We start from the raw sequence: 15,724 nt of genomic DNA on the forward strand, positions 1-15,724 counted from the left end.
ATGACCCTCATCCTCACCCGCTCCGACGTCCTCGCCCTGCTCGACCACCGGGATGTCATCGACGCCGTGGCACGCGCACACGCCGAACTCACCGTCGGCACCGCCGACCAACCCGCGCCTGTCCCGCTGCGACTGCCCCCCGCGACCCACGCCTACCTGCCCATGGCCGCGGCCTCCCGGGAACTGCGTGCGGTCGGCGTCAAACTGCTCGCGGACATGCCCGACAATCGCGCACTCGGGCGCCCCGCGCAGCGTTCTACGCTGCTGGTCGGCGATCCCGAGACCGGGGCGTGCGAGGCGGTCATCGACGGGTGGGCGCTCACCCAGTGCCGGACGGCCGCGGCGTCGGCGGTGGCCAGCAGGCATCTTGCCCGACCGGACAGCCGCGTACTCGGCCTGGTCGGCGCCGGTGCCCTGGCCGATGCACACGTGGCCGCACTTCGTGCGGTGTTGCCGCTGGAACGGGTACTGGTCTGGAGCAGATCCGCGGCGACCATAGAAGCGTTCGTCGCCCGTAACCGCGAACTGCCGGTGACCGTAGCCCAGACGGCCGAGGAAGCAGTGCGCGGCTGTGACGTCTTGTGCACACTCACCCCGGCCCGTGAACCGCTCGTGCGTGGCGCCTGGTTCACCGAGGGGCTGCACGTCAACGCGGTCGGCGCGCCTCCGCGACACGACTATCGCGAGATCGACACCGAGGGCATCGTACGTGCGCGCGTTGTGGTGGACAGTCTTACCGTCGCCCTCCATGACTCGGGCGACATCCTGATCCCGCTCGCGGAGCACGCGATCGACCAAGCCCATGTCGCCGTCGAACTCGGCGACGTGGTCTCCGGACGCTTGCCCGGACGGGAGAAGGACAGCCAGATCACGCTGTTCGACTCGGTAGGGCTCGCCCTCCAGGATCTCGCCGCCGCCCGACTGATCATCGACCGCGCACGGGCGGCCGGCATCGGCCGCGTGGTCGATCTGACCCATTGACCATCCACGGGGGAGATCAAGAAGGACGCGGTCGCGCTGCCGGATCGGGCGGTGACCGCCGGAGGCGTAGGGCAACCCTGTCGCGTCGCCCGGTTCGGGGTTCAGTGCTCGCAGAGGGAGAACTCTCGTTCGTAGAGCTGCTCGTTGTGTTCGTCGACGAAGAACTTGCGTTCGTGCATGAGTTGTTCGCGGTAGCCAATGGCTTGCTGCAGCGTCATGGTGGAGGTGTCGGACCACGGCTGCTGCGGCGGCACATCGGAGGTCGAAACGATCTTCTCCGACGGGTCGACGAGGAAGAAGGCGAGAATCTTGCGGTATCCCGGGCGGGCCGGGTCCGCGAGCCGGAACGAGTCGACGCGGTGTTGCAGGATGTTCGGAAAGACCAGGCAGCGGCCGGCCGGAGTCGAGGCGGACCCCAGTATCTGGTTCAGTGGCTCTTCGTTCTCCAGGCCGTAGACCTCGCGCACCCCGTTGTCGTCGTTCTGTTCATAGCCCGGGTCGGCGAGCGCCGCACGGAAACTCAGCCGGCTTTCGGTGACGTTCTCGCTGTCCCAGTAGTAGATGCCGGTCGCGACGATCCGCTCGTTCAGCATCCCCTCGACATGCCACGAACCCCCGGGGTATGCGGGCTTGTCCGGGGTGAGGTGAACGGTGGCGAGCTTGACGACGACCTGAAGGCTGCGGCCGCGCAGGTCGACGCGGGCGGACTCGTCGGGTATTTCGGGCCGGGTGAAGACCGGGGCGTCCGGGACGACCGGGCGCCGGTTCTTCCACCAGTCGTCGTGCGCGTCTTCCCATGCGCGGACCGCCTCGTCGTAGGCGTCGTCGTCGCCGTAGTCGGACTCGTCCGGATACTCCGGCTCCGCGTCCGCGTCGTACCACCCATACGGATTGGCCTCGATCCGCAGGGGCCGCGGATGGCGCAGATCGGTGAGGACGTTCTCCAGCAGCGGGCGCAGGCGTCCGAACAAGCCGGGCAGGACCGCGGCCAGCTCGCGATGCGTCACCGGGTGGACGTTGTTGACATACGAACGGAAGGCGACATCGCCGTCGTCACTGACGTCGACATCCGTAGGCAGCCACTGGAACTTCTCCGAGAACTCGTACTTCGAATAGCGGTCTGTCGGGTTCTGCCAAGCCCGCTCGGGCGCGCCGCTCACCCCGCGCACCAGACAGAACAGCGAGGGATGAACCAGGTCCAATACCTGGCCGTCCGACCCGGGGTGCCAATCCCGTTCCGCATCGGGGACCTGCTCCAGCACCCGAACCGCTTCGCGCAGCCGGGATCGCAGCTCGTCGTCGAGCAGCGCGTCCGACTGCCACACTCCGTCGACGGCGGACACCTCGGCACCTGTTCGCTCGTCCCGCAGCGCGGCGTAGTGCGCGAGCTCGGCGAGCACATAGCGAACCTGCGCTTCGGTAAGACCCTGAGCCGCCGCTTCTTGCGTCCACCGGGCGACGACGCCGGCATCGTTCATCTTGTCGAACCACTCCGGCTTCGCCCGAATATGGGCGCTGCACTGCATCATCTCAAGTTCGCGCAAGGTCCGCGGAGTCGCGAACGACAGGGCGCGGGAAGCATGAAAGGGGAGCGGGAAGGCGGACAGGCCGGTCAACGTTCTTGGTCCTCCCAGTCGGGCTGCGTACGCGGCAGGCTAGTTCAGTGAACCGACAGCGGCAGCGCCACCTCCGCCACCGTCCCGCCGGAGGCCGACGGTCCGCGGTGGGGAGGGCGGCTGTCGTGGAACCGTCCGATCACGCACCGCAATCGACACGGCACATGGGCCCCGACGGGGGCGGACGCAGCCGCGTATCCCCCGCTGCGGGAACTGTTCGTGCAGGTCAGCGCGTTGACACCGGCACACGAAACCGCGTAACTCGGGCGTGATCAGGATGTCTCGGGCAGGAAACGGACCGCGGCCACGGTTGCGCCATGACCGCACTGCGAGCAGACTTCCGAGGCCGGCGCCGGCACCACACGACGCGCCGACTGCATGATCTGCTGCGCGCAGACGCACTGCGAGGCACCTTCACCCGCGGACGCCTGCCCAGCGAAGCCGACCTGATGATGGCCTACGGGGTCTCCCGCAGCACCGTCCGCGATGTGCTGACCCGCCTGCGGGCGGCCGGCATCGTCGAGCGGTTGCAGGGCGCGGGCACCCTCGTGGTCGGGCACCGCACCGAGACCGCCCTGCCCGAGGCGCACGGTGTGGTGCCGTTGCGCAGCGGGGTGTTCACCGGCGAGCTGCACGTCGAGATCCTGGACCGGCAGACCATTCCGATGCCTCCCTCCGTGGCCCAACACCTCGGTGAGAACCCCGGATCCCCCTGCCTGCGCCTGGACTACATCGGGCACCGCAACGGCGAGGCGCACGGCATCGCCACCAACTACCTGCGCTACCCGGAGGCGGACGCCGTCGAGGGCACCCCCTTCCGTCTCGACTGGTACACGCTGCTGGAGCAGTCCGGGCTGACCATCGGCGAGACCGAGATGGTCATGGAGGCCACGCTGGCCGACGACCTGACCGCGGACCTGCTGGGTATCTCCCCCGGCGCGCCGCTGCTGTCGTTCGAGCAGGTCATCCGGGCCGCGGACGGTCGCCCCTACGACTACGCGCTGTTCCACTGCCGGGGCGACCGGGTGTCGCTGCTGTCCACGGCACGGCGTCCCGCCACGGACGATGCGGGCGGTACGACCGTCCCCGCCGCCGCGGCGGCCCGGCCTCGCGGAGTCGCGTCATGATCGGTTTCCTGGCCCGCCGCCTCGGCTGGGCGCTGCCGACCCTGCTCGGCGTGTCGGTGATCGTCTTCGCGATCGTGAAACTCATCCCCGGCGACCCGGTGGCCACCATGGCCGGGCCGGGTGCCTCCCCCGACACCGTGGCCGACCTGCGGTCGCGCCTGGGTTTGGACGACCCGGTGCCGTCGCAGTACCTGCACTGGCTGGGCCACGCGCTGACCGGCGATCTGGGGCGCAGCATCGCGCACCAGCAGTCGGCGGGACCGCTGGTGTGGGACGCGTTCCTGAACACGGCGGTGCTGGCCGGGATCGCCGCGCTGATGGCGGTGGTCCTCGGCGTGGCCCTGGGGGCGCTGGGTGCGATCCGCCCGCGCGGCCTGATCGGTCGGCTGTGCTCGGGCGGCAGCGTCGTCGCGGTGTCGTTGCCGCAGTTCTCCGTCGCGATCGTGTTCATCGCCTATCTCGCGCTGCGCACCGGGTGGTTCCCGGTCACCGGCATGCATGCGGTGGGCTCCGACGGACTCCTGGACCTGCTGCACCACGCCTTCCTGCCGGCGCTGACCGCCGCCCTGGTCCCGGCCGGGGTGATCGCCCGGTTGTTCCGCTCCAGCCTGCTGGACGTCCTCGGGCAGGATTTCGTGGAGGCGCTGCGCGCCCGAGGGCTGTCGGAACGGCGCATTCTGCTGCACGCCGTGCACAACACGCTGCCGTCGCTGATGACCGTCGCCGGTCTCCAGATCGGCTACCTGCTCGGCGGCGTGGTGTTCGTCGAGACGATCTTCTCCTGGCCGGGCCTGGGCCAGTTGGTGTACCAGTCGATCTCCGCCCGGGACATGCCGGTCATCCAGGCCGGGGTGCTGGTCTCCGCCGTGGTCCTGGTGCTGCTGAACGTCCTGGTGGACGCCCTCCACGCCCTGCTCGACCCGAGGCTGCGGACCCGCTGAGCGACGACCCGCCGGCGCCGCCGATCGCGTGATCGGACGGCCCTGCCTTCGGCGTCCCCGAAAACCGCCTTCCCGCCCCGGCATCGCGGCCGTTCGTGCCCGGCCCGGCTCGTGCTGCCCGTTTCCCGTCCCGATCCCCGCCCCGATCCCCGCCCCGATTCCGATCCATCCGCCTGCGTCCCACCTCCGCTCCGCACCACTGGAGTCAACGATGGTCACCCTCGCTCCCGACCGGCCGCCACCGCCGCCGTCCACGACCTCCCCTGGCCCGCGTACGGCAGGCGCCTCCACCGGGGCGGTGCCGCCCTCGCGGCGGCGCCGTCCCCAGGCCCGGCGCGTACCGCTCGGCCTGTGGTTCTCCGGCTCGGTCGCCGCCGTCCTGCTGCTCCTGGCCGCCTTCGGTCCGCTGATCACCGGAGACACCGAAACCAGTCACCTGGACCAGCGCCTGTACGGATTCGGCGAACACGGGCACCTTCTCGGCACCGACGGCCAGGGCCGCGACGTCCTGGCCCGGGTGGTCGCCGGGGCGCGGCCCAGCCTGATCGCGGGCCTGGTCCCGGTGCTGATCGCCGCGGTCCTCGGCAGCGCCTTGGGCATCACCGCCGGATTGGCCGGACGGGTCGTGCACACCGCCGTCATGCGCACACTCGACGTGCTGTACGCGTTCCCCGCCGTGCTGCTGGCCGTGGCCATCGGCGCCTCGCTCGGCAGCGGGGTGTCGAACGCAGTGATCTCGCTGTCGGTGGTGCTGGTGCCCCCCGTGGCCCGGGTGGCGGAGACCGAGACCGCGCGCCTGCGCGGCATGGACTTCATGGACAGCGCCCGCGCGTCCGGCGCCAAACGCAGCACCATCGCGGTGCGCCAGGTGCTGCCGAACCTCCTGCCGACCATCGTCGTGTACTGCACGGCACTGGCCGGGCTGTCGATCGTCTTCGCCGCGGGGCTCTCGTTCCTCGGCCTGGGCACGGCACCGCCGCACGCGGAGTGGGGCCTGATGGTCAACGACCTGCGGCCCTACATCTTCACCGACCCCGCGCTGTCGCTCGTCCCCGCCGCGGCGATCCTGATCGCCTCGGTGGTCTGCAACATGCTCGGCGACGGTCTCCGCGACCTGCTCGACGTCCGCCGGGAGGTGACGGCATGACCACGGCGACCGGCACCCGAGGCCGACCTGCCACGACCGACAAGGACCGCGCCACGGCCGGCAGGCCCGCCGGCGCCGACTGGTCCCGCGACGCCGACCCGGCGCTCGCGGTGGCACACCTCACCACGGTCTTCACCCGCTCCGGTGGCGACGTCCCGGTGGTACGCGACGTGTCCTTCGAGGTCGCGCCGGGCGGCACCCTGGTCCTGCTCGGCGAGAGCGGCAGCGGCAAGTCCGTCACCGCCCGCTCGATTCTCGGCCTGTACGGCGCCGGGGCGCGGATCACCGGCAGCGTACGCCTGGACGGGCGCGAGATCCTCGGCGGCGACATGCGCGCACTGCGCGGCCCCCACCTGGCGCTGGTGCCGCAGGACCCCGCCGGCGCCCTCGACCCGCTGCGCGGCATCGGCTCGCAACTCGTCGAGGTGCTGCGCACCCACGGCGTGTGCGCGTCCCGGGCAGAGGCACGTCAACGTGCCCTGGAACTCCTGGCGTTGGTCGGCATCCCGCACCCGGCTCGCGTGGCGCGCAGCCGACCGCACGAGTTGTCCGGCGGTATGCGCCAGCGGGCCGTCATCGCGATCGCGGTGGCCTGCGACCCTCGGGTCCTCATCGCCGACGAGCCCACTACGGCACTGGATGTGACGGTGCAGGCGCAGATCCTGGACCTGTTCGCCGACCTCCAGTCCCGGTTGGGCATGGCGCTGATCCTGGTCACCCACGACGTGGGGGTGGCCGAGCAGTTGGGCGGCGGCATCCGGGTGATGTACGCGGGACGCCTGGTGGAAAGCGGGCCCGCGGCGCAGGTGCTGCGCGACCCGCGCCATCCGTACACCGCCGGTCTGCTGGCGGCGCTTCCGACGCCGGGGGCCGAACGCGGGAGCCTGGCCGTGCTGCCGGGGCGGCCGCCGGCCACCGGCGAGGACTTCCCGGGTTGCCCGTTCGCGCCGCGTTGCGCCCGGGCGGTGTCCGCCTGTGTGCAGGCGCCGCCGGAACTGCTACCGGTCGTGCTGCGGATCCCGGAACCGCCGTCGGAGGTCGGTGCTTTGGCACCCGCCCGGGTGCCGGAAGCGGAAGCCGCCGACGAGCCCTCGGCGGAAGTGCGTCGGGCCGCATGCCCGGTGGTGGCGGCCGACAGCGCCACCTCGTCGGTCTCCGGTGCCGCCGTGCCGGTCGCGGACGACACCCCCGGCTCCCCCTGCTCCCCCGACGCGTCGGACGCGTCCGAGGCGGTGGTCCGGTGAACGGCCCGCTGCTCCAGGCCGTCGGCCTGACCAAGACGTATCCCGGCGGCGTCCGCGCGGTCGACCGCATCGACCTGGAGGTCGCCCGGGGCGAAACCCTCGGCATCGTCGGCGAGTCCGGGTGCGGCAAGTCGACCACGGCGAAGATGCTGCTGCGGCTGGTCGACGCCGACGCGGGGGCGGTCGCCTTCGACGGCGTCAACATCACCAAAATGCGCGGCAAGGCGCTGCGTCAGCTGCGGTCCCGGCTCCAGGTGGTGCCGCAGGACCCGCGCACCAGCCTCAACCCGAGGCTGACCATCGGCTCGTCGATCGGGTTCAACCTGCGGGTGCACGGCGTCGGGCGTGCCGACCGGTCCGCCCGCGTCCCGGAACTGCTGGACCGCGTCGGCCTCGCCCCGGCGTACGCCGACCGCTATCCGCACGAGATGTCCGGCGGCCAGTTGCAGCGGGTGGCGATCGCGCGCGCCTTGGCCACCGGGCCGGACCTGGTGGTGTGCGACGAGGCGGTCAGCGCGCTGGACAAGAGCGTGCAGGCGCAGGTGCTGAACCTGCTCGCCGAGCTGCAACGGGACCTGGGGGTGGCGTACCTGTTCATCAGCCACGACCTCGCGGTGGTCGAGCACATCGCCGACCGGGTGGCGATCATGTACCTGGGCCGGGTCGTGGAGCAAGGCCCAGCGTCGTCCTTGTGGTCCGACCCCCGGCACCCCTACACCAAGGCGCTGCTGTCGTCGGTTCCCGGGCGCGGCGGTGAGCGGACGGTCCTGCGCGGCGACCCGCCGGATCCGGCGTCGCCGCCGAGCGGCTGCGGGTTCCGCACCCGCTGCCCGATCGCCGAGGAGCGGTGCGCACACGAGGTGCCCGCTCTGCTGGCTCCGTCCGGGACGGCCGCCGACGGCCACCGGGTGGCCTGTGTCAAGGAGGCGGTGGCGTGAACGGCCACGTGCGCGCGGGCCGCCCGCCGCGAGCTCGCGGCGGGGCGTCCCGGCTGCGCCGGGCGGTGTCGGCGGCGGCCTCGCTGCTCCTGGTCAGCGCGCTGACCGCCGCGTGCGCGGTGGCGGACGGGGCCGAGTCCGGCAAGCCGGGCGTGCTCACCATCGGCATGACCGCGTCCGACATCCCCAACCTGGACACCTCGCTGTCCGCCGACCAGGGGTACGAGGGCACGCGGTTCGTCGGGATGCAGTTGTACGACGGACTGACCCGCTACGACCTCGCCCAAGGCGACCACGTGCCGAACGCGGTGCCGAGCCTGGCGACGTCCTGGGAGCAGGACCCGGGCGGGGTGTCATGGACGTTCCACCTGCGCCAAGGGGTGTCGTTCACCGACGGCACGCCGTTCGACGCCGACGCCGTGGTGTTCAACCTCGACCGGTACCTGAACAAGGAGAGCCCCCAGTACTATCCGCAGGCCGGCGCGCAGGCATCGCTGTCGTTGACCGGTGTGCAGAGCTACGCCAAGGTCGACGACCGCACGATCCGGATCTTCACCAAAGGCGAGTGGTCGCATCTGCCCGGCGACCTGACGACGGTGTTCATGGCCTCCCCCACGGCCGTGCGCACGTGGGGCAACACCGGCTTCGCGGAACACCCGGTCGGCACCGGCCCGTTCGTGTTCCGATCCGCCAAGCGCGGCCAGGAACTCGTGCTGGACGCCAACCGCGACTACTGGCGCGGTGCCGCGAAGATCGACCGGCTGGTGCTGCGCCCGATGCCGGACGAGTTGTCGCGGGTGGCCGCGCTCCGGGCCGGCGAGGTGAACTGGATCGAGGCGCCCAGCCCCGACAACGTGCCGCCGTTGCGGGACGCCGGCTACCAGATCATGACCAACGGCTACGACCACATATGGCCCTGGTTGTTCAACACGTCCGACGGGCCGCTGAGTGACCGACGGGTGCGCCAAGCGCTCAACTACGCGATCGACCGCGAGCAGATGTCCAGGGACCTGCTGGGTGGCACCGCGGAACCGGCGACGCAACTGTCGGCACGCTCGGGCGTCGCGTACGACCCGGCCAACGACGTCTTCGGCCACGACCCGGCGAAGGCCCGGCAACTGCTGGCCGAGGCCGGGTACCCGGACGGCTTCTCGATGACCGTGTCGTATCCGACCGGCGGCTCGGGCAACATGCAGCCCGGCCCGATGAACGAGGAACTGCGCAGCGACCTGGCGAAGGTCGGCGTGCGGGTCGAGCTGAAGCCGATCGAGTGGGCGGCCATGCTCACCTCGTACATATCCGGCAGCTTCCCGGACGGCGCGGACGCCGTGAACATCTCGCTGACATTCATTCAGGAGGTGTCCTGGAGCACGTCGTTCGCCTCGGGCAGCCCGCTGAACCTGACCCACTACAGCAACCCCGAAGTCGACCGGCTGCTCGGCGAGTCGCTCAAGGAGGCGGACCTGGCCCGGCGGTCGGCGATCTACGCGCAAATCGTCGGATTGATCGACCGGGACGCGCCCTGGCTGGTGGTCGTCAACGACCGCAACCCGCGCGCTCTGGCGGCCAACGTCCACGGGTTCGTCGAACCCCAGTCGTGGTTCGTCGACCTGACCACGGTGTCGGTCTCCTGAACCCGGCATCCCGGCCGGCGCCCTGGCCGGCCCCCCCCTTTTCCCGGCGTCCCCGACGCCGGACACCTCGCACACCCCTCCTCCCAAGGAGTACTGCCATGACCGCACCCACCACCTACGAACCGACACTCGACGGTGCCGCCCGCGCCCTGCGCGAGGGAACCGTGACCAGTGTCGAATTGACCCGGCGCTGCCTGGACGCGGCCGAGGCCCACGACGACGAACTCGGCGTGTTCCTGGCCCGGTTCGACGACCGTGCGCTGGCCGCCGCCGAAGCCGCCGACGCGGCACTGGCCGCGGGTGACGATCTCGGGCCGCTGCACGGAATCCCGCTCGGCATCAAGGACATCATCACCACCACCGAGGCGCCGACCACCGCGCAGAGCCTGATCCTGGACCGCGCCTGGGGGCCTGCGATCGGCGACGCGCCCGTCGCCGCGCGGCTGCGGGCAGCGGGCGCGGTCTTCGTCGGCAAGGCAAGCACGATGGAGTTCGCCATCGGCCGGCCCGACGAGTCGAAGCCGTTCCCGATCCCCCGCAACCCGTGGAACCCCCTTACCTGGCCGGGTGGTTCCAGCTCCGGGACCGGGGCGGGCGTCGCCGCCGGCATGTTCCTCGGCGGGCTCGGCACCGACACCGGCGGCAGCATCCGCATCCCCGCCGCGTTCTGCGGGATCTCCGGGCTGATGCCGACGTTCGGGCGGGTTCCCAAGTCCGGGTGCGTGCCCCTCGGTTACAGCCTGGACCACATCGGCCCGATGGCCCGCGCCGTCCGCGACTGCGCCCACATGCTTCAAGTCCTCGCCGGACACGACCCGTCCGACGCCTGCTGCGTCGACGAACCGGTGCCGGACTACGGCAGCGCGCTGACCGGCGACCTGACCGGCGTACGGATCGGCGTCGACACGCTGGCGCGGAGCATCGCCACCGACACGGACCCGTCCGTGCCGGGACTACTGGAGGCCGCCGTACGGGTCCTCGCCGAGCGCGGCGCGGACATCGTGGAGGTCGAACTGCCTTACTACCGCGAAATGGTGACCGCGGACATGGTGACCCTGACCGCGGAGGCGATGGCGTACCACGCCACCGACCTGCGGGCGCGCTGGAACGACTACTTCGCCGGCACGCGGACCATCGTCGCCTCCGGCGCCCTCTACAGCGCGGCCGACTACGTGCAGGCACAACGGGTGCGCAGGGTGGCGCAGAAGGCCCTCGCCGAGCTGTACCGGGACGTCGACCTGGTGCTCACCCCGACCTGCTCGATCGGCGCTCCGGCGCTGGACGACCTGAACACGCTGATCGGCGGGCCGCGGGGCACCGCCCTGCACACCGCCTACTGGGACTCCGTCGGCAACCCCGTGCTGAGCCTGCCGATGGGGTTCACCGCGGACGGACTGCCGCTCGGCATGCAGCTTGCCGGACGCCCGTTCGACGAAGCGACCGTGCTGCGCGCCGGCGACGCCTACCAGCAGCACACCGACTGGCACTTGCGCACCCCCGAGGGCTACGGCTCCTGACCGGCCCTGACCTGCACTGCCCCGACCCCGCACCACCACGTCCGTCCCGCAACCGTCCTTGCACCACCGCTATCGGCAGGAGAACCAGATGAGCACCGACCCGTCCGCCGCCGCACCCGTCCTGCTGGCTCTGGCCGGCCTGACGCCGAGCAAGGAGGAGACCGCCGGCATCTCGGAGGCGTTCGCCGCCCAATACGAGGCGATGCAGGAGCTGTACGCCGTGGCAGACGCCCGCTACGAGGAGCCGGCGCTGATCTTCCGCGCCCGCCCGTGACCGGTTCCCCGGCTTCACACCCCACCGAACTTGCCTCTGCCCCAACGGCTTTGCCGACACCGTACGGAGACACCATGGACACCACCGGTCCCACTCCCGACGCCGCCGTGCTGGTCATCGACATGCAGAACGGCTTCTGCCACCCCGACGGCTCCGTGCCGCGCCACCTGGAGCCGCTGCCGCGCATGGCGGAGGTGGTGGCCGCCAACGCCGACCTGCTCGCCGCCGCGCGCGAGGCGGGCCTCCCGATCCTGTACACCCGGCACGTATTCCGCCCCGACAGGCTGGACGCCCCGCCGTCCACCGTCGCCGCCTTCCCCGCCGACGCCGAACCGCTGCTGCGCGGCTCCTGGGACGCCGACATCATCGACGAACTGGCGCCCGAGCCGGACGACGTCATCATCGACAAGAACCGCTTCGACGCGTTCCTGTACACCGATCTGGAGGTGGTGCTGCGCGCCTTGGGCATTCGTCGGCTCCTGGTGACCGGGGTCGTGACGAGCATCTGCGTCGAATCGACCGTACGCTCCGCACAGCAGCGCGACTTCACGGTGCACGTCGCCGAGGACTGCACCTCGGCCCCCGCGGACCAACACCAGGCAGCACTGGACGTGATGGCCTACATCTTCGCCACGGTCGCCCCCTGGAAGGCGTGCCTGGCCGCGATGCTCACTCCCCCCGCGGCGTGACACCCGGGGCGGCCGGTCAACCCACAGCACCCGGCCGCCCCACCCCACACATGAATCGGAGTGTCTCGCCGATGCCGGCGCGTCGGCGCGTCGGCGCGTCGGCGCGTCGGCGCGAGTCGCCCTCGCCCGGGCGCGGCAGGCCCAGACCGACCCGCCGGGGAGTGGCCCGCCGCGGCTACGCGTCGCGCCGGTGCAGAAGCAGTCCGCCGACGAGCAGCGCGGCGGCCGCCCACGTGGCGAGAACGCCCAAGCCCGCCCACGGGCCGAGGGGCAATCGGTCCAAGCGGACCGTGGCCTGGACCGCGAGCCCCGCGGTCATGGGCGAGATCTGCTGGAGATGGCGCTGCCACTCCGGGTCGTGCACCACCTGCGCGACGACCGGGAAGAGGTAGAGCAGCCCGAGCACGATCCCGGTGGCGGTGGCCGCTTCCCGGACCGCCGTGGCGATGCCCAGCCCCAGGAGGGCGACCAGGGCCAGGTAGAGGACCGAGCCCGCGGCGGCGCGCAAGGTAGGCCCGTCGGCCAGGGACAGCGGGGAGAATCCGTGCGCCTCGGTGAAGCCGCTGCCGGGCAGGACGTAGTGGCCGGCGAGGAGCGAGGCCAGGACGGCGGCCGTCCCCGCGGCCAAGACCACCCCGGTCAGGACCGTCGCCTTGGCGGCAAGCAGGGTAAGCCGGTTCGGCACCGCCGTGAGCGTGGTGCGGATCATTCCGGTGCCGTACTCGCCGCTGACCACCAGCACCGCAAGTGTGGCGATGACCGCCTGCCCCACGGTGACGCCGGTCAGGGCGAGTCTGACGGCGTCCTCGCCGCAACCGGCGTCCCGGCATTTCACGGCCTTGGCGGTGCCCCAGCCGACGGCCGCGGTCAGCACGACCGCGAGCAGGAGGAGCCTTCCGGTGCCACCCGCGGTGCGCAGCTTCGTCCACTCCGCGCGCAGGACGCGGCCGAACTGCCCGCACCACGCCTCGTCCGCCCATGCCCCATCCTCCGGCCCGACTCCTTCCACCGTGTCCACCGCCTCCACCGCATCCACCGCGGCCACCGGCCGTGCGCCGTTCGCGAGAGTCATACGTCCCTCCTGCGCAACCGCACCGAGGCCAGCACGAAGGCGAGTGCGGCGTATCCGCACAGGACGCAGAAGCCGGCCCACGGCGCCAGCGGGTAGTAGCCGGTCGACGGCTCGTACACGCTGACGACCTGCGCGTAGCGGGGCAGGGTCTGCTGGACCGCGAAGCCCGCCGCCGGAGTCACCCGCAGCAGCCACTCCGAGGCGCCCACGGGCAGCACGCCCGAGGTCGCCAGCACGAAGGGCAGCACGATCGACCCGACGACCAAGGCGACCGCCGTGCCGGTGCGCCGCAGCAGGACACCGACGCCGAGGGCCAGCACGACGGCCGCCGCGCACAGCAAGCCGGTGCCGGCCATGACCCGCAGTTCGGTCGCCGCCGGGACCGGGAAGACGTGGAAGCCCCGGCCGCGTGCGCTGCCTGCCCCGATGGGGACGGTGATCGCGGCGGCAACCAGGCCGATCGCCCCGGCGACGCCCCCGGCCACCAGCGCTTTGGCGGCGAGTACCCGGCCGCGCAGCGGAGTGGCCGCGATGGTCGTGCGCAGCAGCCCGCGCCGGTACTCCCCGGTGATGTACACCGTGCCCACGGCGATCATCACGATGAGTCCCGCGAACGTTCCGACGAGGAAGTTCTCGACGGCGTAGCCGTCGCCCATGACGGGGCCGCCGACGACCGGGGCGATGTCGCCCGCTCCGGTCACGGTGAACCCGCCGCCGTCGGCCGGGGCGAATCCGCCGCGGAGAGTGTTCGTGTAGCTGCCGGAGGTGCCCGCGTCGCCGCCCACCTGGACGCCGGTCCAGTCCCCCGGGGACCAGTCGCCGACCAGGTCGGGGCGACCGAACGTGCCGGTGGCCACGGCAGGACTGAAGCCGGGGCCCGCCGATGTGTCGTTCTTCGCCTGCGGTGTCGTGGCGAACAGCCCGGCCTGCACCGTGGGCGCCGACCCAAGCAGCCGCGCGGTGCCGATCTCGGTCCAGGTGGAGCCGTCGGCAGAAACCGAGCCGGTGAGACGGTCGCCGGTCCGCACCAGGCGCAGCCAGCGCGGGGACTCGTGGGAGACCATGCCGGGCAGGCCCGCCTTGTCGTGTGTGTAGTCGTCCTGCATGCGCACGCCGTGGCCGCCGGTGGCCATCACCGCCGCGTACGGGGATCCCGGAACGAGGCTCTCCTTCACGATGATCCCGGCCTTCGCCCACGGTGGGAGGCTCTCCGTCGTGTCGCCGTTTCCGGAGTCGGCCGTACCGGTCAGCGAGCCCAAGCGCACGGTGATGGCGCCATCGCCGGTGAGGGTCTTGTGGACGAAGGAGAAGCTGTCGTTGACGGGCTCGCCGTCGGGCCCCTGGGGGTAGGAGGCGGAGTGACCGCGTCCGCCGGGGGCGGGGGCGGCCGTGCCGAGCAGGCCGACGGCGATGGTCACGAGGAGTGCCCCGGCCATGGCGAGGACCCATCCGCGTACCGTGCGGAACTTCGTCCATTCGGCGTGCAGGGTCCTGGAGAACCCGCCGCGTCCGGAGCGCTCGGCGCCTTCGGCAGGCTGCGGGGCCGGCGGCGACGGGGTGAGGGTGGCGGTCATCGCGTGGCCTTCCCGGCTGGGACGCCGCGGTACTCCACGGCGTTGCGGGTGAGTTCCATGTACGCCTCTTCGAGGGTGGCCCGGTGTGCGGAGACGTGGGAGAACGGCACCGCGTTCCGGGCGAGTACGGCCACGATCTCCTCGTCGGGGAGGCCCACTACGTCGAGGGTGTCCGGACCGGTGGCGGACACGGTGGCGCCGGCGGCCCGCAAGAGCTGGGCCGCGCGCGGGGGCGCGGAGGTACGCAGGGTGACACGGGCGCCGGACGCCTCGGCGAGCAGTTCGCGCACGCCGGTATCCGCGACGACCCTGCCGCGTCCGATCACCACGAGGTGGTCGGCGGTACCTTCGAGTTCGCTCATCAGATGGCTGGACACCAAGACGGCGCGGCCTTCCCGGGCCAGCGCCGCCAGCAGGCCGCGCATCCATACGATCCCGTCGGGATCGAGGCCGTTGAACGGTTCGTCCAGCATGACCGCCGGCGGGTCGCCGAGCAGGGCCGCCGCGATGCCCAGCCGTTGGCGCATGCCCAGCGAGAAGCCGCCCGCCTTGCGGCGGGCCGCGGCGCCCAGACCGGACTGTTCGATGACCTCGTCCACGCGCCGGGCCGACACCCCCTGGGAATGGGCCAGCCACAGCAGGTGGTTGCGGGCGGTGCGGCCCGGCTGCAGTGCGGAGGCGTCGAGCAGCGCCCCCAGGTGGCGGAGTGGGCGCCGCAGGCTGCGGTACGGCACCCCGCCGACCAGCGCCCGTCCTTCGTCGGGCGTGTCAAGGCCCAGGACGACGCGCATGGTGGTGGACTTTCCAGCCCCGTTCGGGCCGACGAAGCCGGTCACCCGTCCGGGCAGCACCCTGAACGTCATCCCGTCCAGGGCCGTCTGTGCCCCGAAGCGCTTGCGCAGGCCGAGGACCTCGATGGTCGCCCTCGTACTCTCGTCAGTCATGGGCCCACCCTGTGACGGCGGGGATT

General features: G+C 71.8%; 14 protein-coding genes. 10 read left to right on the plus strand and 4 right to left on the minus strand.

Going from position 1 to position 15,724, the window contains the following annotated elements; all coding sequences use genetic code 11:
- The gene (locus ACPA54_RS02560) at positions 1–981 is read left to right on the plus strand and encodes an ornithine cyclodeaminase family protein (RefSeq protein ID WP_423526308.1); all 981 of its coding nucleotides are present in this window, start codon (positions 1–3) and stop codon (positions 979–981) included.
- A 101-nt stretch (positions 982–1,082) separates the two neighbouring features.
- Here the strand turns inward: ACPA54_RS02560 and ACPA54_RS02565 are convergent, their stop codons facing one another.
- Complete coding sequence (locus tag ACPA54_RS02565; protein WP_423526310.1) at positions 1,083–2,597, minus strand: DUF4246 domain-containing protein; 1,515 nt, start codon at positions 2,595–2,597, stop codon at positions 1,083–1,085.
- 317 nt (positions 2,598–2,914) lie between these two features.
- Between ACPA54_RS02565 and ACPA54_RS02570 the strand changes: the two genes are divergently transcribed.
- The 9 genes from ACPA54_RS02570 (at position 2,915) to ACPA54_RS02610 (ending at position 12,108) form a co-directional block, all read left to right on the plus strand.
- On the plus strand, positions 2,915–3,724 hold the full coding sequence (locus ACPA54_RS02570) for a GntR family transcriptional regulator (RefSeq protein ID WP_423526311.1): 810 nt from the start codon (positions 2,915–2,917) through the stop codon (positions 3,722–3,724).
- Complete coding sequence (locus ACPA54_RS02575) at positions 3,721–4,665, plus strand: ABC transporter permease (RefSeq protein ID WP_423526313.1); 945 nt, start codon at positions 3,721–3,723, stop codon at positions 4,663–4,665. Before ACPA54_RS02570 ends, ACPA54_RS02575 begins: the two co-directional genes overlap by 4 nt.
- A 211-nt stretch (positions 4,666–4,876) precedes the next feature.
- Positions 4,877–5,812 (plus strand): ABC transporter permease, encoded by a 936-nt coding sequence (locus ACPA54_RS02580; protein WP_423526315.1) that lies wholly within the window; start codon positions 4,877–4,879, stop codon positions 5,810–5,812.
- Positions 5,809–7,056: an ABC transporter ATP-binding protein gene (locus ACPA54_RS02585; protein WP_423526316.1), complete on the plus strand. Its 1,248-nt coding sequence runs from the start codon at positions 5,809–5,811 to the stop codon at positions 7,054–7,056. Before ACPA54_RS02580 ends, ACPA54_RS02585 begins: the two co-directional genes overlap by 4 nt.
- Positions 7,053–7,994, plus strand: coding sequence for an ABC transporter ATP-binding protein (locus ACPA54_RS02590; protein ID WP_423526318.1), 942 nt, complete (start codon positions 7,053–7,055; stop codon positions 7,992–7,994). Before ACPA54_RS02585 ends, ACPA54_RS02590 begins: the two co-directional genes overlap by 4 nt.
- Positions 7,991–9,628: an ABC transporter substrate-binding protein gene (locus ACPA54_RS02595; protein WP_423526320.1), complete on the plus strand. Its 1,638-nt coding sequence runs from the start codon at positions 7,991–7,993 to the stop codon at positions 9,626–9,628. Before ACPA54_RS02590 ends, ACPA54_RS02595 begins: the two co-directional genes overlap by 4 nt.
- Before the next feature lie 98 nt (positions 9,629–9,726).
- On the plus strand, positions 9,727–11,145 hold the full coding sequence (locus tag ACPA54_RS02600; RefSeq protein ID WP_423526322.1) for an amidase: 1,419 nt from the start codon (positions 9,727–9,729) through the stop codon (positions 11,143–11,145).
- A gap of 88 nt (positions 11,146–11,233) precedes the next feature.
- A complete protein-coding gene (locus ACPA54_RS02605) occupies positions 11,234–11,419 on the plus strand; it encodes a hypothetical protein (protein ID WP_423526324.1) in 186 nt (61 codons plus the stop codon).
- A 74-nt stretch (positions 11,420–11,493) separates the two neighbouring features.
- Positions 11,494–12,108 (plus strand): cysteine hydrolase family protein, encoded by a 615-nt coding sequence (locus tag ACPA54_RS02610; RefSeq protein ID WP_423526326.1) that lies wholly within the window; start codon positions 11,494–11,496, stop codon positions 12,106–12,108.
- 175 nt (positions 12,109–12,283) lie between these two features.
- Here ACPA54_RS02610 and ACPA54_RS02615 read toward each other — a convergent pair whose 3' ends face one another.
- The 3 genes from ACPA54_RS02615 to ACPA54_RS02625 are packed head-to-tail and all read right to left on the minus strand — an operon-like array spanning position 12,284 to position 15,698.
- The gene (locus ACPA54_RS02615; protein WP_423526328.1) at positions 12,284–13,180 is read right to left on the minus strand and encodes an ABC transporter permease subunit; all 897 of its coding nucleotides are present in this window, start codon (positions 13,178–13,180) and stop codon (positions 12,284–12,286) included.
- On the minus strand, positions 13,177–14,754 hold the full coding sequence (locus ACPA54_RS02620; RefSeq protein ID WP_423526330.1) for an ABC transporter permease subunit: 1,578 nt from the start codon (positions 14,752–14,754) through the stop codon (positions 13,177–13,179). The genes ACPA54_RS02615 and ACPA54_RS02620 overlap by 4 nt, the downstream gene beginning before the upstream one ends.
- Positions 14,751–15,698, minus strand: a complete 948-nt coding sequence (locus ACPA54_RS02625; RefSeq protein ID WP_423526331.1) for an ATP-binding cassette domain-containing protein — start codon at positions 15,696–15,698, stop codon at positions 14,751–14,753. The genes ACPA54_RS02620 and ACPA54_RS02625 overlap by 4 nt, the downstream gene beginning before the upstream one ends.
- Between the last annotated feature and the right edge of the window lie 26 nt (positions 15,699–15,724).

This window comes from Uniformispora flossi, from assembly GCF_049534875.1.
GTDB lineage: Bacteria > Actinomycetota > Actinomycetes > Streptomycetales > Streptomycetaceae > Yinghuangia > Yinghuangia aomiensis.

Bases quoted from the DNA above. Each gene is read 5' to 3' on its own strand.
- ACPA54_RS02580 (WP_423526315.1), top strand. From the start codon at position 4,877: ATGGTCACCCTCGCTCCCGACCGGCCGCCACCGCCGCCGTCCACGACC.
- ACPA54_RS02560 (WP_423526308.1), top strand. From the start codon at position 1: ATGACCCTCATCCTCACCCGCTCCGACGTCCTCGCCCTGCTCGACCAC.
- ACPA54_RS02575 (WP_423526313.1), top strand. From the start codon at position 3,721: ATGATCGGTTTCCTGGCCCGCCGCCTCGGCTGGGCGCTGCCGACCCTG.
- ACPA54_RS02570 (WP_423526311.1), top strand. From the start codon at position 2,915: ATGACCGCACTGCGAGCAGACTTCCGAGGCCGGCGCCGGCACCACACG.
- ACPA54_RS02620 (WP_423526330.1), bottom strand. From the start codon at position 14,754: ATGACCGCCACCCTCACCCCGTCGCCGCCGGCCCCGCAGCCTGCCGAA.
- ACPA54_RS02615 (WP_423526328.1), bottom strand. From the start codon at position 13,180: ATGACTCTCGCGAACGGCGCACGGCCGGTGGCCGCGGTGGATGCGGTG.
- ACPA54_RS02625 (WP_423526331.1), bottom strand. From the start codon at position 15,698: ATGACTGACGAGAGTACGAGGGCGACCATCGAGGTCCTCGGCCTGCGC.
- ACPA54_RS02605 (WP_423526324.1), top strand. From the start codon at position 11,234: ATGAGCACCGACCCGTCCGCCGCCGCACCCGTCCTGCTGGCTCTGGCC.
- ACPA54_RS02600 (WP_423526322.1), top strand. From the start codon at position 9,727: ATGACCGCACCCACCACCTACGAACCGACACTCGACGGTGCCGCCCGC.
- ACPA54_RS02610 (WP_423526326.1), top strand. From the start codon at position 11,494: ATGGACACCACCGGTCCCACTCCCGACGCCGCCGTGCTGGTCATCGAC.
- ACPA54_RS02585 (WP_423526316.1), top strand. From the start codon at position 5,809: ATGACCACGGCGACCGGCACCCGAGGCCGACCTGCCACGACCGACAAG.